The 24,139-nt window shown below is 71.3% G+C and carries 22 protein-coding genes and 1 pseudogene; 12 read left to right on the top strand and 11 right to left on the bottom strand.

Annotated elements, in window-relative coordinates; translation table 11 throughout:
- Positions 1–5: 5 nt before the first annotated feature.
- The 7 genes from ACFVS8_RS00310 to idi are packed head-to-tail and all read right to left on the bottom strand — an operon-like array spanning position 6 to position 5,851.
- Positions 6–926, bottom strand: a complete 921-nt coding sequence (locus ACFVS8_RS00310) for a prenyltransferase (RefSeq protein ID WP_387056608.1) — start codon at positions 924–926, stop codon at positions 6–8.
- Positions 923–1,282 carry a lycopene cyclase domain-containing protein gene (locus ACFVS8_RS00315; protein ID WP_387056609.1) on the bottom strand — a complete coding sequence of 120 codons (360 nt, stop codon included), beginning with the start codon at positions 1,280–1,282 and terminating at the stop codon, positions 923–925. Before ACFVS8_RS00315 ends, ACFVS8_RS00310 begins: the two co-directional genes overlap by 4 nt.
- Entirely contained in the window at positions 1,279–1,674 is a 396-nt protein-coding gene (locus ACFVS8_RS00320) for a lycopene cyclase domain-containing protein (protein WP_387056610.1), read from the bottom strand. The genes ACFVS8_RS00315 and ACFVS8_RS00320 overlap by 4 nt, the downstream gene beginning before the upstream one ends.
- On the bottom strand, positions 1,671–3,299 hold the full coding sequence (crtI, locus tag ACFVS8_RS00325; protein WP_387056611.1) for a phytoene desaturase family protein: 1,629 nt from the start codon (positions 3,297–3,299) through the stop codon (positions 1,671–1,673). The genes ACFVS8_RS00320 and crtI overlap by 4 nt, the downstream gene beginning before the upstream one ends.
- The gene (locus tag ACFVS8_RS00330) at positions 3,296–4,273 is read right to left on the bottom strand and encodes a phytoene/squalene synthase family protein (protein ID WP_387056612.1); all 978 of its coding nucleotides are present in this window, start codon (positions 4,271–4,273) and stop codon (positions 3,296–3,298) included. Before ACFVS8_RS00330 ends, crtI begins: the two co-directional genes overlap by 4 nt.
- Positions 4,270–5,316, bottom strand: coding sequence for a polyprenyl synthetase family protein (locus ACFVS8_RS00335; protein WP_387056613.1), 1,047 nt, complete (start codon positions 5,314–5,316; stop codon positions 4,270–4,272). The genes ACFVS8_RS00330 and ACFVS8_RS00335 overlap by 4 nt, the downstream gene beginning before the upstream one ends.
- Positions 5,309–5,851: an isopentenyl-diphosphate Delta-isomerase gene (idi, locus tag ACFVS8_RS00340; RefSeq protein WP_387056614.1), complete on the bottom strand. Its 543-nt coding sequence runs from the start codon at positions 5,849–5,851 to the stop codon at positions 5,309–5,311. Before idi ends, ACFVS8_RS00335 begins: the two co-directional genes overlap by 8 nt.
- Before the next feature lie 68 nt (positions 5,852–5,919).
- Here idi and ACFVS8_RS00345 point away from each other — a divergent pair, with 68 nt between their 5' ends.
- Both ACFVS8_RS00345 and ACFVS8_RS00350 read left to right on the top strand, forming a co-directional pair.
- Positions 5,920–6,438: a MarR family winged helix-turn-helix transcriptional regulator gene (locus ACFVS8_RS00345; protein WP_387056615.1), complete on the top strand. Its 519-nt coding sequence runs from the start codon at positions 5,920–5,922 to the stop codon at positions 6,436–6,438.
- A 67-nt stretch (positions 6,439–6,505) separates the two neighbouring features.
- Positions 6,506–6,964 (top strand): annotated as a pseudogene (locus ACFVS8_RS00350) (NUDIX domain-containing protein); the annotation flags it as partial.
- An 8-nt stretch (positions 6,965–6,972) separates the two neighbouring features.
- Here ACFVS8_RS00350 and ACFVS8_RS00355 read toward each other — a convergent pair.
- The gene (locus ACFVS8_RS00355; RefSeq protein ID WP_387056616.1) at positions 6,973–7,806 is read right to left on the bottom strand and encodes a DUF1295 domain-containing protein; all 834 of its coding nucleotides are present in this window, start codon (positions 7,804–7,806) and stop codon (positions 6,973–6,975) included.
- A gap of 32 nt (positions 7,807–7,838) precedes the next feature.
- Here ACFVS8_RS00355 and ACFVS8_RS00360 point away from each other — a divergent pair, with 32 nt between their 5' ends.
- The 4 genes from ACFVS8_RS00360 (at position 7,839) to ACFVS8_RS00375 (ending at position 10,352) form a co-directional block, all read left to right on the top strand.
- Positions 7,839–8,462, top strand: a complete 624-nt coding sequence (locus tag ACFVS8_RS00360) for a CDP-alcohol phosphatidyltransferase family protein (protein WP_387056617.1) — start codon at positions 7,839–7,841, stop codon at positions 8,460–8,462.
- 97 nt (positions 8,463–8,559) lie between these two features.
- Positions 8,560–8,973 (top strand): FHA domain-containing protein, encoded by a 414-nt coding sequence (locus ACFVS8_RS00365; RefSeq protein ID WP_255368781.1) that lies wholly within the window; start codon positions 8,560–8,562, stop codon positions 8,971–8,973.
- A complete protein-coding gene (locus ACFVS8_RS00370) occupies positions 8,973–9,662 on the top strand; it encodes a MerR family transcriptional regulator (protein ID WP_387056618.1) in 690 nt (229 codons plus the stop codon). Before ACFVS8_RS00365 ends, ACFVS8_RS00370 begins: the two co-directional genes overlap by 1 nt.
- A gap of 135 nt (positions 9,663–9,797) precedes the next feature.
- Positions 9,798–10,352, top strand: coding sequence for a MerR family transcriptional regulator (locus ACFVS8_RS00375; protein WP_387056619.1), 555 nt, complete (start codon positions 9,798–9,800; stop codon positions 10,350–10,352).
- A gap of 73 nt (positions 10,353–10,425) precedes the next feature.
- Here the strand turns inward: ACFVS8_RS00375 and ACFVS8_RS00380 are convergent, their stop codons facing one another.
- The gene (locus tag ACFVS8_RS00380) at positions 10,426–11,262 is read right to left on the bottom strand and encodes a ParA family protein (protein ID WP_387056620.1); all 837 of its coding nucleotides are present in this window, start codon (positions 11,260–11,262) and stop codon (positions 10,426–10,428) included.
- A gap of 77 nt (positions 11,263–11,339) precedes the next feature.
- Here ACFVS8_RS00380 and ACFVS8_RS00385 point away from each other — a divergent pair, with 77 nt between their 5' ends.
- The 3 genes from ACFVS8_RS00385 to def all read left to right on the top strand — a co-directional run bounded on the left by ACFVS8_RS00385 (position 11,340) and on the right by def (position 16,693).
- Positions 11,340–14,744, top strand: coding sequence for a pyruvate carboxylase (locus ACFVS8_RS00385; RefSeq protein WP_387056621.1), 3,405 nt, complete (start codon positions 11,340–11,342; stop codon positions 14,742–14,744).
- Between the two features lie 120 nt (positions 14,745–14,864).
- Positions 14,865–16,190 carry a MinD/ParA family protein gene (locus ACFVS8_RS00390; RefSeq protein ID WP_387058115.1) on the top strand — a complete coding sequence of 442 codons (1,326 nt, stop codon included), beginning with the start codon at positions 14,865–14,867 and terminating at the stop codon, positions 16,188–16,190.
- Between the two features lie 11 nt (positions 16,191–16,201).
- Positions 16,202–16,693 carry a peptide deformylase gene (def, locus tag ACFVS8_RS00395; RefSeq protein ID WP_387056622.1) on the top strand — a complete coding sequence of 164 codons (492 nt, stop codon included), beginning with the start codon at positions 16,202–16,204 and terminating at the stop codon, positions 16,691–16,693.
- Positions 16,694–16,767: 74 nt separating this feature from the next.
- On the opposite strand, the gene ACFVS8_RS00400 is transcribed toward def, so the two are convergent.
- Positions 16,768–18,603, bottom strand: a complete 1,836-nt coding sequence (locus ACFVS8_RS00400) for an AMP-dependent synthetase/ligase (RefSeq protein ID WP_387056623.1) — start codon at positions 18,601–18,603, stop codon at positions 16,768–16,770.
- 147 nt (positions 18,604–18,750) lie between these two features.
- Between ACFVS8_RS00400 and ACFVS8_RS00405 the strand changes: the two genes are divergently transcribed.
- The 3 genes from ACFVS8_RS00405 to ACFVS8_RS00415 all read left to right on the top strand — a co-directional run bounded on the left by ACFVS8_RS00405 (position 18,751) and on the right by ACFVS8_RS00415 (position 21,894).
- Entirely contained in the window at positions 18,751–19,704 is a 954-nt protein-coding gene (locus ACFVS8_RS00405) for an ROK family glucokinase (RefSeq protein WP_387056624.1), read from the top strand.
- A 50-nt stretch (positions 19,705–19,754) separates the two neighbouring features.
- Positions 19,755–20,444 carry a lysophospholipid acyltransferase family protein gene (locus tag ACFVS8_RS00410; RefSeq protein WP_387056625.1) on the top strand — a complete coding sequence of 230 codons (690 nt, stop codon included), beginning with the start codon at positions 19,755–19,757 and terminating at the stop codon, positions 20,442–20,444.
- Between the two features lie 79 nt (positions 20,445–20,523).
- Complete coding sequence (locus tag ACFVS8_RS00415) at positions 20,524–21,894, top strand: class II 3-deoxy-7-phosphoheptulonate synthase (RefSeq protein ID WP_387056626.1); 1,371 nt, start codon at positions 20,524–20,526, stop codon at positions 21,892–21,894.
- Between the two features lie 216 nt (positions 21,895–22,110).
- On the opposite strand, the gene pknB is transcribed toward ACFVS8_RS00415, so the two are convergent.
- Positions 22,111–24,057: a Stk1 family PASTA domain-containing Ser/Thr kinase gene (gene pknB / locus ACFVS8_RS00420; RefSeq protein ID WP_387056627.1), complete on the bottom strand. Its 1,947-nt coding sequence runs from the start codon at positions 24,055–24,057 to the stop codon at positions 22,111–22,113.
- Positions 24,058–24,139: the final 82 nt, after the last annotated feature.

Genomic DNA, 24,139 nt, shown 5'->3' on the forward strand with positions numbered 1-24,139 from the left:
CAAGCCTACGCGCGCACGGCGGCCCACCAGATGAGGAGCATCGTCACGAGGAACCCGACGGCGTAGTTCAGGGCGATGAACCTGCGCCAGCCGCGGTTGGCCTCGCCCGAGTGCGCGTCGTCGACCGAGCGGAACGGCCACACGACGACGAGGTAGGGCAGCACCAGCAGGCTCGCGAGCGGCCCGGGCCACGACGTGGCGAGCATGAGTACACCCGCGAAGGCCCAGAGCGCGAGTGCGATCCGCACGGTCGCCCTGGCGCCGAGGGCCGTCGCGATCGACGCGATGCCGGCCTCGCGGTCGGGCTCGACGTCCTGCACCGCGCCGAACGCGTGGCTGGCCATGCCCCAGCAGAAGAACGCGGTCAGCAGCGCCGCGAGCTGCGGGGTCGGCGTCGCGCCGGCGACCGCGAGGCCGTAGAGCGCCGGGCTCACGAAGTGGAAGCTCGAGGTGATCGAGTCGAGCACCGGTCGCTCCTTGAAGCGCAGGCCGGGCACCGAGTACGCGAAGACCGCGAACAGGCTGAGCGCGAGCACGGGCCAGGACCACGGATGCCCCGTGCCGGCCGACCACAGCATCACGACCAGGCACGGGGTCGCCGTCACGATGCCGGCCCAGACCACGGTGCGGTGCAGCGACGGGTCGAGCAGCGCGCCTTCGGCTCCGCCCTTGCGCGGGTTGCGCAGGTCGGACTCGTAGTCGTACACGTCGTTCACGCCGTACATCAGCAGGTTGTAGGGCACGAGGAAGAAGAGGGTGCCGGCGACGAACGTCGCATCGACCGCGCCCGTCGTGAGCAGGTAGGCGGCGGCGAACGGGAACCCGGTGTTGATCCAGCTGATCGGGCGTGAGGAGAGCAGCACCTGCACGGCGCGGGTGCGGAGTGCGGGGGCGCCGGAGGCCGACGCGCCGGCCGCGGCACTCACGACGCCGCCTTGCGGCCCGACGCGGCCCGCGGCGCCCGCGCCGATCGGCGTTCCCGCGACACGGCGAGCGTCCACACCGCAGGCACGAGCAGCACCGCCGCGAGCGGGTACGCGAAGTCCTCGATCGGGGCGAGGCCGATCGTCGGACCGAGCCTCGTGCCGTCGGCGTAGCCGAACAGGCCCGCCGCGATCATGAGGGAGTCGAACACGGCGGTGAGCACGAGCAGCACGGCCGCCGCGATCGCCACGGCCGCGATCCGCCGCGGGCGCTCGGCCCGCGGCATCCGTCGGGGCGCGACGATCGCGGCGATGAGGGCGACCACCAGGAACGGCACGCAGATGAACAGGTAGGTCATGCGCGCACCTCCGGCGCGGCATCGGCGTTGCGGGGCGACGCGTCGCCGACCGCGTCGGCAGCGGCCCCCGTGCGCGAGCGGGCCGCGAGCACGCGCTCGACCCCGAGCACGACGACGAGCGACAGGTAGCAGAGGAAGGCGAGGAAGACCGGCTCCTCGACGGGCAGCTCTGGCGCGAGCAGCAGCCCTGTGGCCCAGATCGACTCGCCGCGGAAGAACACGCCGAAGCCGATGCCGACGAGGTCCCACAGCAGCAGCATCGCGGTGCCCGTGCCGACCGCCGCCGTCGCGGCGAGCGGATGACGCCAGAAGGCGAGCCGCCACCTGGCGTCGATGAGCGCCATCGCCCCGATCGAGGCCAGCAGCGCGCCGAGGTACACCAGCCCGGTCATCGCGCGGCTCCCGTCCGACCGGCGAGTCGCGCCGGCCGGGGCGCGCTCGCTCCGGTCGCCTCCGGCTCGGCCAGAGGTCCGCTCGACCGGTCGCCGCGCACTCGCTTGACCACGTTCTCGGCGCTGATCAGGCACATCGGCAGTCCGATGCCCGGCACGCTCGAGCCGCCCGCGTACAGGAGGCCGGCCACCCGGCGGGACCGGTTCGAGCCGCGCAGGAACGCGCTCTGCCTGAGCGTGTGCGCCGGCCCGAGCGCTCCGCCGCGCCACGAGTTGAGATCCGTCGCGAAGTCGGCGGGGCCGACGGTGCGCCGCACCACGACGCGCGAGGCGAGATCGGGTGCGCCCGCGGCATCCGCGATGCGCGCGATCGCCCGATCGGCGGCCGCCTCGACGAGCCGATCCCCACGGCCGTCCTCGCCGCCCCTGCCGATCGAGACGTCGGCGGGCACGGGCACCAGCACGAACAGGTTCGTGTCACCGGGCGGCGCGACCGAGGCATCCGTCGCACTCGGCATGCACACGTAGAACGACGCGGGGTCGGGCACCGACGGATCGGCGCCGAAGATGCGGCCGAAGTTCTCGCGCCAGTCCTCGGTGAAGAAGAGGGTGTGGTGCGCGAGACCCGGCACCTCGCCGCGCACGCCGAGCATCGCGAGCACCGCGCCCGGTCCGGACGTGCGGCGCTCCCACCACCGCTCGGGGTAGGTCCGCGCATGCGGCGGCAGCAACTCGGTCTCGGTGTGGTGCAGGTCGGCGGCCGAGACCACGCGGTGGGCCGGCACGCGACGAACGGCCCCCGACTCCTCGCGGAACCGCACCCCCGTGACCATGGCGTCGGCCTCGCCCGTCAGCTCGATCTGCTCGACCCTGGCGTTGCAGACGATCTCGACCCCGGCGTCGGCGGCGATGGCGGCGATGGCCGAGATGAGCGCCGAGAACCCGCCCTGCGGGTAGAACACGCCCTGCTCGAGGTCCATGTGGCTCATGAGGTGGTACATCGCGGGCGTCATCGACGGCGACGAGCCGAGGAACACGGCCGGGTAGCCGAGCACCTGGCGCAGGCGACGATCGTGCACGGCGCGCGCCGCGAACCGGTCGAGCGGGGTCGTCAGCAGCCCGGCGAGCCGTGCAGAGCCACGCAGCACCTCGGGCGAGAGGATGCCCCGCAGCCCGTCGAAGTTCGTGTAGAGGAACCGGCGGCGCGCGATGTCGTACGTCGAGGCCGCGGAGTCGAGGTAGCGCTCGAGCGCCGCACCGGCGCCCGGCTCGATCGATTCGAACAGCGCGACGTTCTCGGCCCGCGTGGCGCGGATGTCGATGGCGTCGTCGTAGCCGTCGGCGTACACGCGGTAGCCGGGATCGAGCCGCTCGAGCTCGAGCACCTGCTCCGCGCTCGTGCCGAAGAGGCGGAAGAAGTGGTCGAACACCTCGGGCATGAGGTACCACGACGGACCGGTGTCGAAGCGGAACCCGTCGCGGCTCCACGTGCCCGCGCGCCCGCCCACGGTCGGCGAGGCTTCGAGGAGGGTCACCCGGTGACCGTCGCGCGCGAGCAGGGCCGCGGTCGCGAGGCCTGCGATGCCGCCGCCGATGACGGCGATGCGCTCTGAGCCGTCGATCACGCCGCGCCGCCGCCCTGCCCCGCCGCGGCGAGCATGGACCTCGCCACGATGGCGAGCTTCGCGGCATCCGGAACCCGGATGCGCGTCGTCATGAGCCGCTCGGCCGGAGTCGCCCGGCACCGCGCCGCGAGCCCGGCGAAGAGCCCGTGCGCCGCGAGCACCGCGCCGCGCGCGCGCCGCGGCAGCTCGGGGATCGACCGGCCCGCCAATTCGAGGTCGTGGTCGATGTCGTCGAGGATGCGCGCCTTGTCGGCCTCGGTGAAGGCCTCGGGGTCGCACCACGGGAAGTAGTTGCGGCCCAGGGTGCGCCAGTCGGTCTCGAGGTCGCGCAGGAAGTTGATCTTCTGGAACGCCGCGCCGAGGTGGGTCGCGCCGACCTCGAGGCGCCTCCGCCGGTCGGCGGCCGCCGACTCGGAGCCGGGCGCCGTGCTGTCGGCGGCCGTCGACCCGTCGGCCGGCGCCGAGCCGTTGGCCGCGGCCTCCTCGGCGAGGAACACCGCCAGGCACATGAGCCCGACGACCTCGGCCGACCCGTGGATGTACGGGCCCACCTCCTCGGCCAGGATCGGGCTCGGGTCGAGGTCGCGCCGCATCGACGCGAAGAACGGGCGCGTGAGGCTCGTGTCGATGCCGGCTGCCGTCGCCGTGTCGGCGAAGGCGTGCACCACCAGGTTCGTCGAGAACCCCCGCGACATGGCCGTCTCGGTCTCGGCCTCGAGGTCGTCGAGCAGGCGGCGGAGCTCCGGCCGCGACAGGCCGGCGTCCTCCGCTGTGCCATCGACCAGCTCGTCGGCGACCCGCACGAGCGCGTAGATCGAGCGGATGCCGCGCCGAGTCGGCGGATCGAGCAGGCGCGCCGCGGCGCCGAACGAGGTCGAGTAGCGGCTGATGACCTTCGCAGCGCTCGCCGCGGCCGCGTCGTCGTAGCGCGCGAGCAGCACCGACCGGCCCGGCAGGCGGGTCGCGCGGCTCATCGTGCCCGCTCCACGGCGCGCCGTGCGATCGCGCCGAGGCCGGCCGCGAGCTCGTCGGGCAGGTCGGCGTTGTCGAGTTCGTAGCGGGCGAGCGTGACGTGCTCGTCGGCGAGGGCGAGCGACGCGTCGAGCGCCCCGCACGCCCGCAGCGCCTCGCGGAGCTCGTCGGCCTCGGCGTCGTCGAGCGTCGGGTCGCCGAGTCCGGCGGCGATCCGCGGCCATTCGGCGGTCGTCGCGGCGTGCGCGATGAGGGCCGTGCGCTTGCCCTCGCGCAGGTCGGATGCCGCGGACTTGCCGGTGACGGCGGGGTCGCCGAAGACGCCGAGCACGTCGTCGGTGATCTGGAACGCGATGCCGATGAGGCGTCCGAAGCGCTCGAGCGCGGCGATCGAGGATTCGTCGGCCCCCGCGAGCACGGCGCCCGCGGCGAGCGGGCACTCGAACGAGTAGACCGCCGTCTTCTGCTCGAGCGTGGCGAGCACCCTCGGCATGGTCGTCGGCTCGGTCGCTCCGGCGTTCACGACGTCGGCCAGCTCGCCCGCGGCCGACACGAACACGGCGCGGTCGAGGATGTCGAGCAGCCGTTCGCGGCGGCGGGGCTCGACCGGGAGCAGGGCGATCTCGCGGTGGGCGAGGCTCAGTGCGAGGTCGCCCGCCAGCACGGCGGCGGTCTCGCCCCAGACGGCGCTCGTGCGCTCGTCGGTGCCGTTGCGGAGCGCGCGGGCGGCGAATCGCGCGGCGATGTTCGGGTCGCCGCGGCGCACGGTGTCGCGGTCGATGACGTCGTCGTGGATCAGGAACGCGGTGTGCAGCAGTTCGAACGCGACGGCGACCCGGGTGACCAGGGCCGTGTCGGTGCCGCCGAGGCCCTCGTACGCGAGGCGCACGAGCTGCGGGCGGATGCGCTTGCCGCCCGAGCTCTGCCTCGCGAGGGAGTTCCAGAGCGCCCCGTAGTGCGGGTCGAGATCGCCGGCCCGCCGACGGGCGTCGGCGAACAGGGCGCCGAGCTCGTGCTCGATGCCGGTGTCGACGACGTCAGTCACGGTAGAGCTCCAGCAGGCCGACCTGCAGGGTGAGCCACGGACTGAACGCCCAGGGCGCGGCGGCGATCGCCAGTCTGAGGTCGCCGGGCCGCACCCAACGGTACTCGGCGACCTCGCGGGGGTTGGGGTCGGGCTCGCCGTCGACGGTCGCGAGGTAGACCGGGCAGATCTCGTTCTCGACCGTGCCGTCGGCGTCGACGGCACGGTACCGGAACGTCGGCAGCGCGAGCTCGAGCGCGACGGGTTCGAGCCCGAGCTCGAAGTCCGCCCGGCGCCGCACGGCGGCCGTGAGCGGCTCGGAGGGGCGGGGGTGACCGCAGAACGAGTTCGTCCACACGCCGGGCCAGGCCTGCTTCGTGAGCGCACGACGGGTGACGAGCACCTCGCCGTCGGTGTTCAGCACGTGGCACGAGAAGGCGAGGTGCAGGGCCGTGTCGGGCCCGTGGGCCGCGGTCTTCGGCGCCGTGCCGATCGGCGTGCCGTGGTCGTCGAGCAGGACGACGTGGTCGTCGATCAGGTCGATCGCGGTGGTCATCGGGCCTCCCGGGAGTCGCGGCCATTAATCACTAACTCGGTTAGTGAATCTGACGTTACCATTGCAGGGTGCCCGACGGAACAATCGAAAGTTCGACTCCCGAGCGCTACTGGTACGACGGCGACGACGACGACCGCACGGTGGCGCTCCTCGAGGCCGTGCGCCGCCACCGCGCCGCTGAGGCCGAGATGCGTCGGCGCCTGCGCGTCGACATGGACATGGGCGACACGGATGCCGCGGCACTGCGCTGGATCGTCGCCGAGGAGCGCGCCGACCGCAGCCCGACGAGCGCCGGCCTCGCCCGCGAGCTGGGCGTCACGACCGCCGCCACCGTGAAGATCGTGGCGAGGCTCATCGCGAGCGGGGATCTCGTGCGCGAACCGCATCCCACCGACCGGCGGGTGCTCCTGCTGCGCACGCTGCCGGAGGCGCACGTGAGGCTGCGCCGCACCCTCGGCGAGATGCACGATCGCATGCGGCGCGTCGCGGAGTCCTTCGACCCGCGCGAGCAGCGGGTGCTCATCCGGTTCCTCGACGAACTCGCCGCCGCCATCGCCCCGCCGATCGAGCCTGAGGCCGCCCGCTGAGCCGGCGCGACCCGATCGGCCCTGCCACCGGGCGTCACGCAGCACGCGGCAGGTCGCGCCGTGGGCCATGCTTGAAGGCATGAGCGGAGCGAGCGGGGACGGCTGGGTCGAGGGCCCCGACGGCACCAGGTACTGGGGGCGCTTCGGCGCCGCCGGGCTCCTGGTCGTGAGCCCCGGGCGGGAGGTGCTGCTGCAGCACCGCGCCGAGTGGAGCCACTTCGGCGGAACCTGGGGCATGCCCGGGGGAGCCCGTCACGAGCACGAGAGCGCGCGCGAGGCCGCGTTCCGCGAGGCGGGCGAGGAGGCCGGAGTCCCGGCCGATGCGCTCGAGGTGCGGTTCTCGAGCGTGCTCGACCTCGGGTACTGGTCGTACACGACCGTCGTCGCCGACGCCGAGCGCCGGTTCGAGCCCGTCATCGGCGACCCCGAGTCGATCACGATCGCCTGGACGCCCATCGACGAGGTCGACGCGCTGCCGCTGCATCCGCGGTTCGCCGAGGCCTGGCCGGGGCTCCGCGCCCGCCTCTGACGCCGCTACCGATCCGTCGCGACCGCGGCGCCCTCGCGAACCGGCTTCGGGAACCACGGCACGATCGGCGAGACCCGCGCACGGTACGCGTCGTATTCGGCATACCGGCCGCGGGAGATCGACTCCGTGAACACCGTCGACCCGATGAACAGCACCGTGAGCAGCAGCGCGCCGGCGACCGTCCAGTGCAGCCAGACGCCGGTCGCCGCGATCGCGAAGCCGTAGAACACCCACCACTGGGCCTGCTCGAAGAAGAAGTTCGGATGCCTCGACACGGCGAACAGGCCCGACTGCATGAAGCCCGGGGTGGGCGTGCGCCCGGCGGCGCGCTCGGCCGCCTTCCACTGATGGAACCGCCACTGCTGCTCGTCGGCGACCGTCTCGCCGATGAGGAAGGCGACGAAGGCCACGGCGAGCAGCGCGTCCCATGCTCCGAGGGGCATGCTCGCCGAATCGGAGGCCGTCAACGCCGGGAGCGTGATGAGCAGGATCAGCGCGTTCTGGTAGATCGAGATGAAGAACAGGTTGAAGGCCTCGAAGCCGAGCCGCGGCATCCGCCCCCGCAGGATCGCCCACCGGTAGTCCTCGCCGCCGGGTCGGTAGCCGCCCTTGCGGGCGAAGTTGAACGTCAGGCGGGCGCCCCAGGCGGTCACGAGCACGGCCATGAGCACGAGCCGGGGATCGAGTCCGCCGTCGACCGCGAAGACCCAGACGTATGCCACCGGCGCGATGGACCAGATGCGGTCGACCCACGAGTGCTCGTTCGTCACGAGCGACAGGATCCACGTGGCGGCGGTGATCAGGGCGCAGAGGGCCAGACACACGGCGAGGGCAGTCATGGCTGGATTCTACGGCTCGATAGGATCGGCCTGTGGCTGGGCGGAGCGCGGGGGCGGTCGGAACGCAGGTATGGACGATTCCGAACGTCCTCAGCATGCTCCGACTCCTGCTCGTGCCGCTCTTCCTCTGGGCCGTCGTGGTCGGCGAGTACGTCACCGCGCTGGTGGTGCTCGTCGCCGCGAGCCTCACCGACCTGCTCGACGGATTCCTCGCGAGGCGCCTGAACCAGATCACCCGACTCGGGCAGCTGCTCGACCCGGCCGCCGACCGGCTCTACATCTTCGCCGCCCTCGTCGGGCTCGCCGCGAACGCGCTCGTGCCCTGGTGGATCGTCATCGTCATCGTCGCGCGCGACGTGTTCCTGCTCATCCTGGGGGTCGTGCTCGCGAACCACGGATACGGCCCGCTGCCCGTGCATCAGCTCGGCAAGGTCGCGACGTTCGCGCTCTTCTTCGGGCTGCCCGTGATCATGCTCGGACTCGCCTTCCCGGCCGTCGAACCGGTGAGCGCTCCCATCGGCTGGGCCATCACGATCTGGGGCGCCTTCCTCTACTGGTGGGCCGGCGTGATCTACGCGATCGAGACCGCGCGGGTCATCCGCATTCCGCGGGTGGCGGATGAGGCTCGATCCGATACGCTTGAGCAGGGAGGCTAGCGTGGCGGATACCGATTTTTCACAGGCTGGCGGCGCTGAGGGCGACCGCAGCACGTCGAGCGGCGAGTTCGGCGACAGCAACACGGCGGGAACGACGATCGGCTTCAGCCGTGAAGCCGCTGCGCAGCTGTCGATCGTCGATTCCGACATCACGGCCGAGGAGCAGGAGGCGATCGCGGCACTGCCGTCCGGTTCCGCACTGCTCGTGGTCCGCCGAGGGCCGAACAGCGGGGCGCGGTTCCTGCTCGACACCGACGTCACCACGGTCGGCCGTCACCCCGACGCCGACATCTTTCTCGACGACGTCACGGTCTCGCGCCGGCACGCCGAGTTCCTCCGGCACCGCACGGCGTTCGAGGTGAAAGACCTCTCGTCGCTGAACGGCACGTACTTCGACGGCGTGCGCATCGAGACCGCGCTCCTGAGCGACGGAGCCGAGGTGCAGATCGGCAAGTTCCGGCTCACGTTCTACGCATCGCGTCGCGACCTGGCACCGCTGGCGAGCAGCTAGTGTCGGGCCACGCCGCCTCCACGCACGCGAGCGGCTCGGCCCCCCTGCTCGGCATCGGTCAGGTTCTCGCGCGCCTGCAGCCCGAGTTCCCCGACCTCACGCCCTCCAAGCTGCGGTTCCTCGAAGAGCAGCGACTGGTCTCCCCGGCGCGCACCGCCGCCGGATACCGCAAGTTCTCGACGGGCGACGTCGAACGGCTCACGCTCGTGCTGTCGATGCAGCGAGACCACTACCTGCCGCTCAAGGTCATCAGGGCCCACCTCGAGTCGGTCGACGCCGGCGAGACGCCCGCCCTGCCGGGCGCCACCGACGCGAGCGGCTTCCTCGGCGCGAGGCGGTACTCGCGCGACGAGCTCGTGGCGACGGCGAAGGCGCCGAGGGGCCTGATCGACGAGGCGGTCTCCGCCTCGCTCATGACGGCGTCCGAGCCGTACGACGCCGAAGACCTGGGTGTGCTCGAATCCCTCGTCGCCCTTCGCGAGGTCGGCATCGAGCCGCGGCACCTGCGCGCGTTCCGGGCCGCGGCCGAGCGCGACGCCGCCCTCATCGAGCGCGCGCTCGCGCCGTCGAGGCGAACGGATGCCGCGGGCAAAGCGCGCGTCTCCGAGCACGCCGCCGAGCTCGCCGCCCGACTCGAGGTCGTGCGCGCCGAGGTCGTGCGCGCGGCGCTCGCGCGACTCGCACGCTGAACGCCCGCTGTGCGTCGCCTGTGCACGATCGCGACACGCCGAGACGTTCGGCCGGATGTGTTTGGTCGCACCCGCTCCGCTCGATAGCGTGGACGATGCCCGTCAGGGTGAAGAGGCCGAGAGTGAGGGGATCGCATGAGTGAGCTCGACCGGAGCGCGCGCGATCGATACGACCTCGGCCTGCTGTTCACCGACGGCATGCCCGAGCACGAAGACGGCACCGGCTACCGCGGTGCGGTCGCTGCCGGTGCGGCGGGCATCAGCTACCGCCAGCTCGACTACTGGGCTCGCACGCAGCTCGTCGAGCCAACCGTGCGGGGAGCTGCCGGCTCCGGATCGCAGCGACTCTACGGATTCCGCGACATCCTCGTGCTGAAGCTGGTCAAGCGACTGCTCGACACCGGCATCTCGCTGCAGCAGATCCGCACCGCCGTGACGCAGCTGCGCGAATCCGGCGTCGAAGACCTGGCGCAGACGACGCTCATGAGCGACGGCGCGAGCGTCTACCTCTGCACGTCCGACGATGAGGTGATCGACCTCGTCAACCGCGGTCAGGGCGTCTTCGGCATCGCGGTGGGCAAGGTGCTCCGCGAGGTCGAGAACTCGCTCGTCGAACTCGACACGCAGCCCGTCGACGCCATGGACGAGCTCGCCGCCCGCCGCGGCGCGAAGTCCCGTCGCATCTCCTGACGGCCGTCGGGCGTCGGCCGGTCTGCTGAGGCTCGCCTCGGCAGGTCGACGGTCGCTTCGCCGCGCGTGCGGCTCAGAGGCTCGGCGACTCGAGCTCGTAGGGCGGTGCCGACGCGAACTCGCCGATGCGGGCCGTGCGCAGCACGCGCTCGAGCAACTGGTCGAAGTTGGCCGACATCTCTTCAGCCGACTCGCCGGGCCACATGTGCAGGGGCTTCGCAGCGCCCTGCGCCTGCTGCAGCGACGTGCGCTCGGGCAGCTGCGGCGAGAGCACGAGCGGTCCGAACATGTCGCGCAGCTCCTTGATGCGGAACTGGTGCTCGAGCGACTGCACGCGAGCGCGGTTCACGATGATGCCGAGCGGCTGGAGCCTGGGGGAGAGGCCGCGGCGGATCTCCTCGATCGCGCGAAGGGCGCGGTCGGCGGCGGCCACGGAGAAGAGGCCGGGCTCGGTGACGACGGCGACGCGGTCGCTCGCCGCCCAGGCGGTGCGCGTGAGCGCGTTCAGCGAGGGCGCGCAGTCGATGAGCACGAGCTCGTAGTCGGACTCGACGTTCGCGAGGGCCTCTTCGAGCTTCCAGATGTCGCGGATCGAGGGGTGCGGCCCGTCGAAGTTGATGGCCGACGGGCTGCCGATCATGACGTCGATCGTGGACTGCGGGTTCGACCGCGCCCACCCGCTCGGGGCGATCGCCGAGCGGACGATCTTCTCCTTCGGAGACGCGAGCACGTCGGCGACGTTGAGGTGTCCGGCGACCTGGATGTCCATGCCGGTCGACACGTCGGACTGCGGATCGAGGTCGACGACGAGGGTCCGGACGCCGCGGGCGAACGCCGCCGACGCCAGTCCGAGGGTGACGGTCGTCTTGCCGACACCGCCCTTGAGGGAACTGACGCTGAGTACGTGCACGAACAGATACGCTACCTCTATTGCTTGCGCGAAACCTAAACGTTCGCTGTGCGGAAACCCCCCACCGAAAGGCCTGCATGTTCTCGAAGATCCTGGTAGCCAACCGCGGAGAGATCGCCATTCGGGCGTTCCGGGCCGCCGTCGAACTCGGTGCGAAGACGGTGGCGGTGTACCCGTTCGAGGACCGCAACTCCCTCCATCGGCTGAAGGCCGACGAGGCCTACCAGATCGGCGAGCCCGGCCACCCGGTGCGCGCCTACCTCGACGTCTCCGAGATCATCCGCGTGGCCCGCGAGTCCGGCGCCGACGCGATCTACCCCGGCTACGGGTTCCTGTCCGAGAACCCCGAGCTCGCCCAGGCCGCGGCCGAGGCGGGCATCACCTTCATCGGGCCGCCGAAGCAGGTCCTCGAGATGGCCGGCAACAAGGTCACGGCGAAGGAGCACGCGATCGCCGCCGGCGTGCCCGTGCTGAAGTCCACTCCGCCGTCGCGCGACATCGAGGCGCTCATCGCCCAGTCCGACGAGATCGGCTTCCCGATCTTCGCCAAGGCCGTCGCAGGCGGCGGCGGACGCGGCATGCGCCGGGTCAACGCGAAGGACGACCTCCGGGCTGCGCTCGAAGAGGCCATGCGCGAGGCCGACAGCGCGTTCGGCGACTCCACGATGTTCCTCGAGCAGGCGGTGCTCCGTCCCCGCCACATCGAGGTCCAGGTGCTGGCGGACGCCTCGGGCGAGACCGTGCACCTGTTCGAGCGCGACTGCTCGGTGCAGCGCCGCCACCAGAAGGTCATCGAGATCGCGCCGGCGCCGAACCTCTCCGACGACGTCCGCCAGTCGCTCTACCGCGACGCGATCGCCTTCGCCCGCTCCATCGGCTACGTCAACGCCGGCACGGTCGAGTTCCTGCTCGACACCGCGGGCGAGCGCGCCGGCCAGCACGTCTTCATCGAGATGAACCCGCGCATCCAGGTCGAGCACACCGTGACCGAGGAGGTCACCGACGTCGACCTCGTGCAGTCGCAGATCCGCATCGCGGCCGGCGAGACGCTCGCCGAGCTCGGGCTCGAGCAGGGCGACATCCGACTCCGCGGCGCCGCGCTCCAGTCGCGCATCACGACCGAGGACCCGACCGCCGGGTTCCGCCCCGACACGGGCAAGATCACGACGTACCGCTCGCCGGGCGGCGCGGGCATCCGCCTCGACGGCGGCACCGTGAACCCCGGCGCCCAGATCAGCCCGCACTTCGACTCGATGCTGGCGAAGCTCACGTGCCGAGGCCGCGACTACCCGGCCGCCGTCGCCCGCGCGCGCCGCGCCCTCGCCGAGTTCCGCATCCGCGGCGTCTCGACGAACATCCCCTTCCTGCAGGGCGTGCTCGACGACCCGGCGTTCCTCGCCGGCGACCTCAGCACGTCGTTCATCGACGAGCGCCCGCAGCTGCTGCGCGGGCGCGTGTCGAAGGACCGCGGCACGAAGATCCTCAACTGGCTCGCCGACGTGACGGTCAACCAGCCCAACGGGCCGGCGCCCACGACGGTGAGCCCCGCCGAGAAGCTGCCCTCGATCGACCTCTCGACCCCGGCCCCGGCGGGTTCGCGGCAGCGGCTCCTCGAACTCGGCCCGGTCGGGTTCGCGGCCGAACTGCGCGCGCAGACGCCGCTCGCCGTGACCGACACGACCTTCCGCGACGCCCACCAGTCGCTGCTGGCGACGCGGGTGCGCACGAAGGACCTCGTCGCCGTGGCGCCCTACGTCGCACGCATGACCCCCGAGCTGCTCTCGGTCGAGGCGTGGGGCGGGGCGACCTACGACGTCGCGCTCCGCTTCCTCGGCGAAGACCCGTGGGAGCGCCTCGCCGCCCTGCGTGAGGCGCTGCCGAACGTGAACATCCAGATGCTGCTGCGCGGTCGCAACACGGTCGGCTACACGCCGTACCCCACCGAGGTCACCGACGCGTTCATCCGCGAGGCCGCCGCGACCGGCGTCGACATCTTCCGCATCTTCGACGCGCTGAACGACGTCGCCCAGATGCGCCCCGCGATCGAGTCGGTGCTCGCGACCGGCACCGCGGTCGCCGAGGTGGCCATGTGCTACACGGGCGACCTGCTCGACCCCGCAGAAGACCTGTACACGCTCGACTACTACCTGGGCCTGGCCGACGAGATCGTCGCCGCCGGCGCCCACATCCTCGCCATCAAGGACATGGCGGGCCTGCTGCGCCCGGCCGCGGCCGAGAAGCTCGTGACCGCACTGCGCGAACGCTTCGACCTGCCCGTGCACCTGCACACGCACGACACCGCCGGCGGACAGCTCGCGACCCTGCTCGCCGCGAGCCGCGCAGGCGTCGACGCGGTCGACGTCGCGAGCGCTCCGATGGCCGGCACGACGAGCCAGCCCTCGGCCTCCTCGCTGGTCGCGGCGCTCGCCCACACCGAGCGCGACACCGGCATCTCGCTGCAGGCGGTCTCCGACCTCGAGCCCTACTGGGAGGCCGTCCGTCGGGTCTACCGGCCGTTCGAGTCCGGACTGCCGGGGCCCACGGGCCGGGTCTACCACCACGAAATCCCCGGCGGGCAGCTCTCGAACCTGCGCCAGCAGGCGATCGCGCTCGGCCTCGCCGACGACTTCGAGCTCATCGAGGACATGTACGCGGCCGCGAACGAGATCCTCGGCCGCGTGCCGAAGGTCACGCCGTCGTCGAAGGTCGTCGGCGACCTCGCGCTCCACCTCGCCGCGGTGCGCGCCGACCCGGCCGACTTCGCCGCGAACCCCGAGAAGTACGACGTGCCCGACTCCGTGATCGGGTTCATGGCCGGCGAGCTGGGCGACCTGCCCGGCGGGTGGCCGGAGCCCTTCCGCACGAAGGTGCTCGCGGGCCGCGACGTGCGCATCGGCGTCACCGAGCTCACCGCCGAGCAGGCCGAGGCGCTCGGCGCCGACAGCGCCACGCGCCGCTCGATGCTGAACAACCTGCTCTTCCCGGCGCCGACGCGTCAGTTCGAGCAGATCCGCGAGCTCTTCGGCGACCTGTCCGCCGTCGACACGCTCGACTACCTCTACGGGCTCCGCCAGGGCTCCGAGCACGTGGTCGAGATCGACCGCGGCGTTCGGCTCTACGCGGGCCTCGAGGCGATAGGCGAGGCCGACGACAAGGGCATGCGCACGGTCATGACGATCCTGAACGGCCAACTCCGGCCCGTCTTCGTGCGCGATCGCGGCATCGAGGTCGACTCGCGTGCGGCCGAGAAGGCCGACGCGTCGCAGCCCGGGCACATCGCCGCGCCGTTCTCCGGCGTGGTGACCCTGCAGGTCGAGCCGGGCGCCGAGATCGCCGTCGGCCAGAGCATCGCGTCGATCGAGGCCATGAAGATGGAGGCCGCCATCACGTCGCCGATCGCGGGTGTGGTCGAGCGCGTCGCCATCCCGAAGACCCAGCAGGTCGAGGCCGGCGACCTCCTCGCGGTGGTCCGTCCGCTGTAGGCTGAGCGTGAGCTCACGGTAACGTGAGCTCACGTTCGCACTGAGGAGGGGTTATCGGTGGCTGACAACAGGGGAGAAGATCTCGCGGGGTCGAGGGGCGACCGCGGTCGCACGACGGCGATGGATCGATCGGCCGTCGACGCGGCGGGCGGCGCCCACGCGGCGTCGGCCATTCCCGACAGCCTGAACATCAGGGTCGACCTGCCGCCGACGCCGCGCCCCGTCATGCCCGACGACGAGGTGGCCGTGGCCATCGACGACGTCGCGGTCGACCCCGGCGGCCTCGTCGCGGGCCCGACCACGACCTCGGTCGAGGTGATCACCCCTGCGCTGGCCGGCGCCGCGGCGCGCTCCGGCGCCCACGCCGACCCCTCGCCCTACGGCGCGCTGCTCGCCGCCGACGCCTCTCGCCTGCGGCGCGAGCGGGTCAGCACCGACACCGGCAGCCACGTCGCCATCGTCGACGTGCCGGCAGACGCCGCGACGCCGGCCGAAGTGCCCGAGACCTCGGAGTCCCTCACCGCCGACCGCCTCATCGACCTCAACCGCACGACACGGCCAGCGCCCCACGGCGGGTTCAACCGCTTCATCTACGAGGCGTCGCTGCACCTCGTCAACCTCGGCGACTCGGCCAAGGCCCGTGCCTACAAGGAGCTGAGCGCCCGCATCCAGCGCCGATTCGACGGTGGAGCGAGGTTCGTGCCGGTGCTCACGCGCAAGGGCGGCGTCGGCAAGACGACGATCACGGCCCTGCTCGGCATGGCCCTCGCTGACGCCCGCGACGACCGCGTCATCGCGATCGACGCGAACCCCGACCGCGGCACGCTCGCCGAACGCGTCGACCGCCAGACCCGCGAGACCGTGCGCGACGTCGTGACCCGCGCCTCCTCGATCGGCGGATACACCGATTTCTCGGCGTTCGTCTCGCGCGACGAGACGCGGCTCGACATCCTCGCCTCCGACACGGATCCCACGCTGTCGGAGGCGTTCAACGACGACGACTACAACGTCGTCGCCGGGCTTGCTGCCCGCTACTACTCGCTCGTGCTCACCGACTGCGGCACCGGCATCGTCCACTCCGTCATGCGCGCCACCCTCCAGCGGGCCGATTCGATCGTGATCGTCTCGGGCGGCAGCGTCGACGAAGCCAGGCTCGCATCCGAGACCCTCACGTGGCTCGAGGCGAACGGCTTCGGCGAACTCGTGCGCAACGCCATCGTCGCGATCAACCTCGCGACCCAGGGAACGCACCTGGTCAAGGTCGACGAGATCGAGGCCCACTTCCAGTCGAGGGTCCGCGAGATCGTGCGCATCCCGTACGACCCCCAACTGGCCGCCGGATCCGTGGTGCACTGGGACGAACTCCGTCCCGTCACGCGCCACGCCGCACGCGAGCTCGCCGCGCTCGTCGTGGAGGGGCTGCCGGTCGACCGCGGCGGCCATTGAACGGAGCGGCATTGCCGGAACGACCCATTCGCCTGTTCGGCGACCCCGTATTGAAGACCGTCTCAGCACCCGTCGAACAGGTCGATGATCGCGTGCGCTCGCTCGTGACCGACCTGCTCGACAGCGTCCGGGTTCCCGGGCGTGCGGGTGTCGCCGCGTCGCAGATCGGGGTCAACCTGCGGGTGTTCAGCTACAACGTCGACGGCGAGGTCGGGTACATCATCAATCCCGTCGTCGTCGAGACATCCGGTGATCTCGAGCTCATCGACGAGGGATGCCTGTCGGTTCCGGGTCTCTGGCAGAAGACCCCTCGCTACCCGTTCGCCCGGGTGCGCGGCACCGACCTCGACGGCCACGAGATCGAGCTGTCGGGCGAGGGGCTCATGGCGCAGGCGCTGCAGCACGAGTGCGACCACCTCGACGGGCTGCTCTACCTCGATCGCCTCGAGAAAGACGAGCGTCGCGCCGCGATGCGGGCGGTGCGCGAGTCCGACTGGTTCTGAGCGACCGGCGCGCTCGAAGCGAAGAAGGGGCCTCGCGGATGTCTCCGCGAGGCCCCTTCTCGTGTCGTGCCCGATCAGCGGATGATCGAGTGCCCCTCGGTCGCGGGGGCGCCGGCGTACATGCCCTCGATCTGGCTCGAGAAGTCCTCGAGGATCACGTTGCGCTTGATGCTGAGCTTCGGCGTCAGGTGACCGCTCGCCTCGGTGAGCTCGCCCGGCAGGATCGCGAACTTGCGGATCGACTCGGCGCGCGACACGTGGTCGTTCGCCACATCGATCGCGCGCTGCACCTCGGCGAGCACGGCCGGGTTCGTCGCGGCCTCCTCGACCGACATCGTGGCGTCTTCTCCGTTGTTGTTGAGCCACACGGGCAGCATCTCGGGGTCGAGCGTGATCAGCGCCGAGATGAACGGCTTCTGGTCGCCGACGACGACGACCTGCCCGATGAGCGGGTTCGCGCGGATGGGGTCCTCGAGCATCGCGGGGGAGACGTTCTTGCCGCCCGCGGTGACGATGATCTCCTTCTTGCGGCCCGTGATCGTGAGGAAGCCCTCGTCGTCGAACGAGCCGAGGTCGCCCGTCTTGAACCACTCGCCGTCGAACGCCTCGGCGGTCGCCTCGGGGTTGTTCCAGTACTCCTTGAACACGTCGATGCCCTTGACCTGGATCTCTCCGTCGTCGGCCAGTCGGATCGAGACACCGGGCAGCGCGGGGCCGACAGTGCCGATCTTCGAACGGGTCGTGAGGTTCACGGTCGCCGGCGCGGTGGTCTCGGTCAGGCCGTAGCCCTCGAGGATCGTGATGCCGAGCGCGTGGTAGAAGTGCCCGAGTCGGGGGCCGAGCGGAGCGGAGCCCGAGACGGCGTACTTGACGTTGCCGCCCATCGCCTCGCGGAGCTTCGAGAACACGAGCGCATCGAAGAGCTTGAACTTGAGCTTGAGGCCGAGCGGGATGCCGGTGCCGGCCTCCTTCGCGGTCGAGTATGCGACGGCCGTCTCGGCCGCGGCGCGGAAGATCTTGCCCTTGCCGCCGGCCTCGGCCTTCTGCTCGGAGACGTTGTAGACCTTCTCGAACACGCGGGGGACCGCGAGCAGGAACGTCGGCTTGAAGCTCGCGAGCGAGGGCAGGAGCTGCTTCGTGTCGGCCTGGTGGCCGACGCGCACGCCGGCGTGCACGCACAGCACCGCGATGAAGCGGGCGAACACGTGCGCGGTCGTGATGAACAGCAGCGTCGACGCGCCGTTCGGGTCGGCGACGACGTCGGAGAGCGCGACGCCGGCGTTGCGGGAGAGTTCGACGAAGTTGGAGTGCGTCAGCACGCAGCCCTTGGGCTTGCCGGTCGAGCCGGAGGTGTAGATGAGCGTCGCGATGTCGGAGCCGACCGCGAGGTTGCGGCGCCGCTCGATCTCCTCGTCGGGCACGTCGACGCCGGCGGCGACGAGCTTGTCGAGGTCGCCGAGGTCGATCTGCCACGTGTTGCGGATGTCGGGCAGGTCGGGGTGGACCTCGTCGAAGCGGGTGAAGTGGTCGGGCGTCTCGAGGATCGCGGCGACGGCGCCGGAGTCGCTGAGGCTCCAGCGCACCTGAGCCGGGGAGTTCGTCTCGTAGACGGGAACGAGGATGCCGCCGGCGAACCACATCGCGAAGTCGATGAGGGTCCACTCGTAGCGCACCTTGCTCATGAGGCCGACCTTGTCACCGGGCTGGATGCCGGCGGCGACGAACCCCTTCGCGAGGGCGATGACCTGGTCGTAGAACTCGCGCGTGGTCACGGGCGACCAACCGCCGTCGGCGGTCGGGAGGCTGAAGAGGACGGAGTCCGGGGTCGCCGCGACGCGCTGGACCAGGAGGTCTGTCGCATTCGCTTCGGGATCGGCGGGGACCAGGACGGGGGTATCGAACTGAATCACGGTAGCTCCTTCGGCACCGGGGTCGAGCGGGGGGCGTCCGAGCGCGGGTAGGGGACACGTCCGGGTCTACTACTCTAGTCCTTGCCCTCGGAGCTCAGCGGCCGTGGGGCGATTCCCCACGGCAGCCAAACGGAAGGGCGTTCCACCGTGCACGCGATCGGCATCGACATCGGCGGAACCAAGATCGCGGGAGCGGTCGTCGACGAGGCCGGCGGCATCGTCCGCAGCGAACGCGTGCCGACGCCCGCTGGCGACGCGCAGCTCCTCGAAGACGCGGTCGTCGAGATGATCCGCACGCTCGCCGAGGGCGCGACCGAGCCGGTCGTCGTCGGCGTCGCGGCCGCCGGGTTCATCGACGCCGCCCAGTCGACCGTCTACTACGCGCCGAACATCGACTGGCGCAACGAGCCGTTCCGGGCGAAGCTCGAGGCGCGCGTGGGCGCGACGGTCGTCGTCGACAACGACGCGAACGCCGCCGGCTGGGCGGAGTTCCGCTTCGGCGCCGGTCGCATGGTCAGCGACATGGTCATGCTCACGATCGGCACGGGCGTGGGCGGCGCGATCGTGGCGGGCGACCGCCTGTTCCGCGGCGGATTCGGCGCGGGCGCCGAGCTCGGCCACCTGCGGGTCGTGCCCGGCGGCCTGCCCTGCGGGTGCGGGCAGCGCGGCTGCATCGAGATGTACGGCTCCGGTCGGGCGCTGCTCCGCATGGCCAACGAGATCGCGGATGCCGGTGGCATCGGCCTGCAGCTGGCGCGCGCTCGCGAGGCGAACGGCGCGCTCGACGGCCGCATCGTGGGCGAGATGATCCAGGCCGAAGACCCGGGTGCGATCGCCGCACTGCGCCAGCTCGGGCACTGGCTCGGCGAGGCCGCGGCGTCGATCTCCGCCGTGCTCGACCCGCAGCGCTTCGTGTTCGGCGGCGGCGTCGCCGCAGCGGGCGACCTGCTGCTCGGGCCGATCCGCGAGGCGTTCCTCGAGCACCTCCCGGCGCGGGGCTATCACCCGGAGCCCGACTTCGTGATCGCCGAGCTCGTGAACGACGCCGGCGTCGTCGGTGCGGCCGATCTCGCGCGCGTCTGGGCGGCCGAGCACGCCTGAACCGCTGCGGCGGTAGGGTTGAGCGGTCGAACGGAAGGAGACGCGGCGCGGTGTTCTACTGGATCATGAAGCACATCGTGGTCGGACCGATCCTCCTCGCGATCTTCCGCCCGTGGGTCGTCGGACTCGAGCACGTGCCGAAGGACGGCCCCGTGGTGCTCGCCAGCAACCACCTGTCGTTCATCGACTCGATCTTCCTGCCGCTCGTGGTCGACCGACCGGTCGTGTTCCTCGCGAAGAGCGAGTACTTCACCGGCAAGGGCCTCAAGGGCTGGGCGACGAAGATGTTCTTCCAGGCGGCAGGTCAGCTGCCGATCGACCGTTCGGGCGGCAAGGCCTCCGAGGCGTCGCTCGAGACCGGCCTCCGGGTGCTCGGCGGCGGCGGCATCCTCGGCATCTACCCCGAGGGCACCCGCAGCCCCGACGCCAGGCTGTACCGTGGGCGCACGGGTGTCGCGCGCATGGTGCTCGAGGCGGGCGTGCCGGTGATCCCGGTCGCGATGATCGACACCGAGAAGGTCATGCCCATCGGCACGCGCCTGCCGAAGGTGCGGCGCATCGGCATCATCATCGGTCCGCCGATCGACTTCACGCGCTTCGAGGGACTCGAGGGCGACCGCTTCGTGTTGCGGTCCGTGACCGACGAGCTCGTGCACTCGCTCCGGGCTTTGAGCGGGCAGGAGTACGTCGACGTCTACGCGAGTTCGGTGCGGGAGCAGCGGGCCGCGCAATCGGGGTAGGCTCGATCTGCGGTGACGCGTTCGCGTCGCCGATCGTCATCTCCGGCGCACAGCGCCCCGAACCCCTCAGGACATACCCGTGGTACAGCTCGTCGAGCCCGTCGTCAATGCAGATCCCTCCGTGATCGACGGCCTCGACTATTGGCGCACGCTGCCGATCAAGCAGCAGCCGCAGTGGCCCGACGCGGCCGCCGCGGCCGCGGCGTCGGCCGAGCTCGCCTCGCTGCCGCCGCTGGTGTTCGCCGGCGAGGTCGACAACCTCCGCGACCGCCTGGCCGCGGCCTCGCGCGGCGAGGCGTTCCTGCTGCAGGGCGGCGACTGCGCCGAGACCTTCGCCGGGGCCACGGCAGACCAGATCCGCAACCGCGTGAAGACCGTGCTGCAGATGGCGGTCGTCCTGACCTACGGCGCCTCGATGCCCGTGGTGAAGATGGGTCGCATGGCGGGCCAGTTCGCCAAGCCCCGCTCGAGCGACACCGAGACCCGCGGCGATGTGACGCTGCCCGCCTACCGCGGCGACATCGTGAACGGCTACGACTTCACGCCCGAGTCGCGCCAGGCCGACCCGTCGCGACTCGTGCGCGGCTACCACATGGCCGCGTCGACGCTGAACCTCATCCGCGCGTTCACGCAGGGCGGGTTCGCCGACCTACGTCAGGTGCACGCCTGGAACCAGGGCTTCGCCTCGAACCCGGCGAACGCGCGCTACGAGACCATGGCGCGCGAGATCGACCGCGCCGTGAAGTTCATGGACGCCTGCGGCGCCGACTTCGACGCGCTGAAGCACACCGAGTTCTTCACCGGCCACGAGGGCCTGCTCATGGACTACGAGCGCCCGATGACGCGCATCGACTCTCGCACGGGCACCCCGTACGACACGTCGGCGCACTTCATCTGGATCGGCGAGCGCACGCGCGAGCTCGACGGCGCGCACGTCGACTTCCTGTCGCGGGTGCGCAATCCGATCGGCGTGAAGCTCGGCCCGACCACGTCGCCCGAGACCATGCTCGAACTCATCGACAAGCTCGACCCGAACCGCGAGCCCGGCCGCCTCACCTTCATCACGCGCATGGGCGCCTCGAAGATCCGCGAGGGACTGCCGCCGCTGCTCGAGGCCGTCAAGTCGAGCGACGCCACGCCGCTCTGGGTCACCGACCCCATGCACGGCAACGGCATCACGACGCCGAACGGCTACAAGACGCGTCGGTTCGACGACGTCGTCGACGAGGTCAAGGGCTTCTTCGAGGCGCACCGTGCGGCGGGCACGTTCCCGGGCGGCATCCACGTGGAGCTCACGGGCGACGACGTCACCGAGTGCCTGGGCGGCTCCGAGCACATCGACGAGGCGACCCTCGCGACGCGCTACGAGTCGCTGTGCGACCCTCGCCTGAACCACATGCAGTCGCTGGAGCTCGCGTTCCTCGTGGCCGAGGAGCTCTCGGCCCGCTGATCCACCCGCGTGCGCGGCATGCGTTCCATTTGAGCGGATGCCGCGCATTCGCGTTCTGCGGCGTGATGCGCTGCGTGCGACGGGCCGACCGTCGGAGGTGTCGGTCGGGCCCTCACGCCCTGCGCGGCGTTCGGGGGTCCGGCGCCGGGCGCGGGATGCAGTGCTGCGCGAGATGTCGGTCGCGTGAACGCACTCCCGCTCCCGCTTGCGAGCGCGTCAGAGCGTGAGCTGGCCCACGATGGTGATCGTGGAGCCGCGCGGGGCCTGCTCGCCCGCGGCGGGGTCCGACGACGTGACCTTCGCGAACTCGAGGAACACGTCGGGAAGGCTGTAGCTCACCGCGAATCCCGCGGCCTCGAGTTCGTCCTTCGCCTCGGCGACGGTCTTGCCGACGACATCGGGAACGGCGACGAGGTCGGGACCCTTCGACACCGTGAGCACGACCTTCGATCCGGGGACCATGGGGTCTTCGGTCCAGTCGGCGGTCTTCACGTGGTCTTTCGGGACCTCGTTGTCGAAGACGGGGTCGTTGTACTCCACGGTGAGGCCCGCGGCGGTGAGCTTCGCCTCGGCCTCGTCGGCCGGCTGGCCCTCGACCGGCGGCACGGCGCCGACCGAGACCACGAGGCTCAGCTTGCCGCGCTCGGCGTACTCGCCGGGCACGGGCTCGCCCTCGTCGGTGAGCACGGCGATCACGAGTCCGGCCGCGACATCGCCCGAGAACTGCTCGATCGGTTTCTCGGCGACCGAGAAGGCTGCGAGCTGCGTCCTGGCGTCGGCCTCCTCCGCGCCGACCACGTCGGGAACCGCGATGATCGCCGGCCCGGTGGAGACGTACATCGTGACCTTCGACCCGCGTTGCGCCTGCGTGCCGGGCTCGGGGTCGCTGCCGGAGACCTTGCCGTCGGCGACCTCCGGATCGCTGCGTTCGGCCTGCTCGACCGTGAAGCCGGCGTCGACGAGCGCCGCCTCGGCGTCGGCGGGTGCCGCGTTCACGATGTCGGTCGGCACCGTCGCGTACGAGCCGGGGCCTGCGCCGAAGTACCAACCGGCGCCGCCGGCGACTCCGGCGATCAGCAGCACGAGCGCGAGCAGCCAGTAGCCGCGTCGACGCCGGCGCGACACCGCGGCGGTCAGCGCACCGGCGTCGGGCCCGTCTCCGTCGGCATCGGACGGCGGGAACTCGGGTGGTGCGAGCGGGCTCGGCGGCGACATCGCACCGGTGAGCACGGTCGTCGCGGCGGTCGTCGCGCCGGAGGTCGACGCCGCGAGACCCACGCCGGAGAGCACCGCGGTGGCCTGCGTCGCGTGCGATCCGCCGCGGATGCCGGCTTCGATCTGCCGGAGCCGATCGAGCATGTCCTTGGCGTCGCGGGGCCGGGCCTCGGGATCGCGCGAGGTCGACCAGAGCACGAGCTCGTCGAGCTCGACGGGCACCGACGGGTTCTTGGCGCTCGGCATCGGCACCTGGTCGTTGGCGTGCTGGTACGCGATCTGCATGGGCGCCTCGCCCACGTACGGCTGCTCGCCCGTGAGCATCTCGTAGACCATGATGCCGACGGCGTAGATGTCGCTGCGGGCATCGGCGATGCCGCGGGTGACGAGTTCGGGGGAGAGGTAGGCGATCGTGCCGAGCAGCGCCTGCCCGGTGGCGGTGTTGGCGCTCGCGGCCCGCGCGAGTCCGAAGTCGCCGAGCTTGATGCGGCCGTCATCGGCGAGCAGCACGTTCTCGGGCTTGAGGTCGCGGTGCACGATGCCGGCCTTGTGCGCTGCGGCGAGCCCGGCGAGCACGGCGTCGAGGATGTCGACGGTCTGCTCGGGGGTCAGCTTCTTGTAGTCCTTCAGCAGGTCGCGCAGGGTGATGCCCGGCAGGTACTCCATGACGAGGTACGCCATGTCGGAGTCCTGGCCCTGGTCGAACACGTTGACGACATTGGGGTGCGCGAGCCGGGCCGCCGAGCGGGCCTCCTGCACGAACCGGGTCTTGAACGTGTTGTCGTCGGCGAGGTGCCCGTGCATGATCTTGATCGCGACCCGACGCTCGAGTCGGAGGTCGGTCGCGAGGTACACCGTGGCCATGCCGCCGCGCGCGATGCGCGAGCGCACCTGATACCGGCCGTCGATGAGACGTCCGATCATGGGGTCGGCGGGCGCAGTGGTCACCAGACGAGTGTACGAACTCGTACATGCCTCTCGCTGACTACACACCGAGTGCCCGATGATCGAAACCGCTTCGTGATGCGCA

The organism is Agromyces sp. NPDC058110 (assembly GCF_042884735.1).
In the GTDB taxonomy this organism is placed as follows: domain Bacteria; phylum Actinomycetota; class Actinomycetes; order Actinomycetales; family Microbacteriaceae; genus Agromyces.

Coding starts and splice junctions, on each gene's coding strand:
- ACFVS8_RS00315 (WP_387056609.1), bottom strand. CDS start 1,282: ATGACCTACCTGTTCATCTGCGTGCCGTTCCTGGTGGTCGCCCTCATC.
- ACFVS8_RS00320 (WP_387056610.1), bottom strand. CDS start 1,674: ATGACCGGGCTGGTGTACCTCGGCGCGCTGCTGGCCTCGATCGGGGCG.
- ACFVS8_RS00330 (WP_387056612.1), bottom strand. CDS start 4,273: ATGAGCCGCGCGACCCGCCTGCCGGGCCGGTCGGTGCTGCTCGCGCGC.
- idi (WP_387056614.1), bottom strand. CDS start 5,851: ATGACCACCGCGATCGACCTGATCGACGACCACGTCGTCCTGCTCGAC.
- ACFVS8_RS00355 (WP_387056616.1), bottom strand. CDS start 7,806: ATGACTGCCCTCGCCGTGTGTCTGGCCCTCTGCGCCCTGATCACCGCC.
- ACFVS8_RS00375 (WP_387056619.1), top strand. CDS start 9,798: ATGAGTGAGCTCGACCGGAGCGCGCGCGATCGATACGACCTCGGCCTG.
- ACFVS8_RS00385 (WP_387056621.1), top strand. CDS start 11,340: ATGTTCTCGAAGATCCTGGTAGCCAACCGCGGAGAGATCGCCATTCGG.
- ACFVS8_RS00390 (WP_387058115.1), top strand. CDS start 14,865: ATGGATCGATCGGCCGTCGACGCGGCGGGCGGCGCCCACGCGGCGTCG.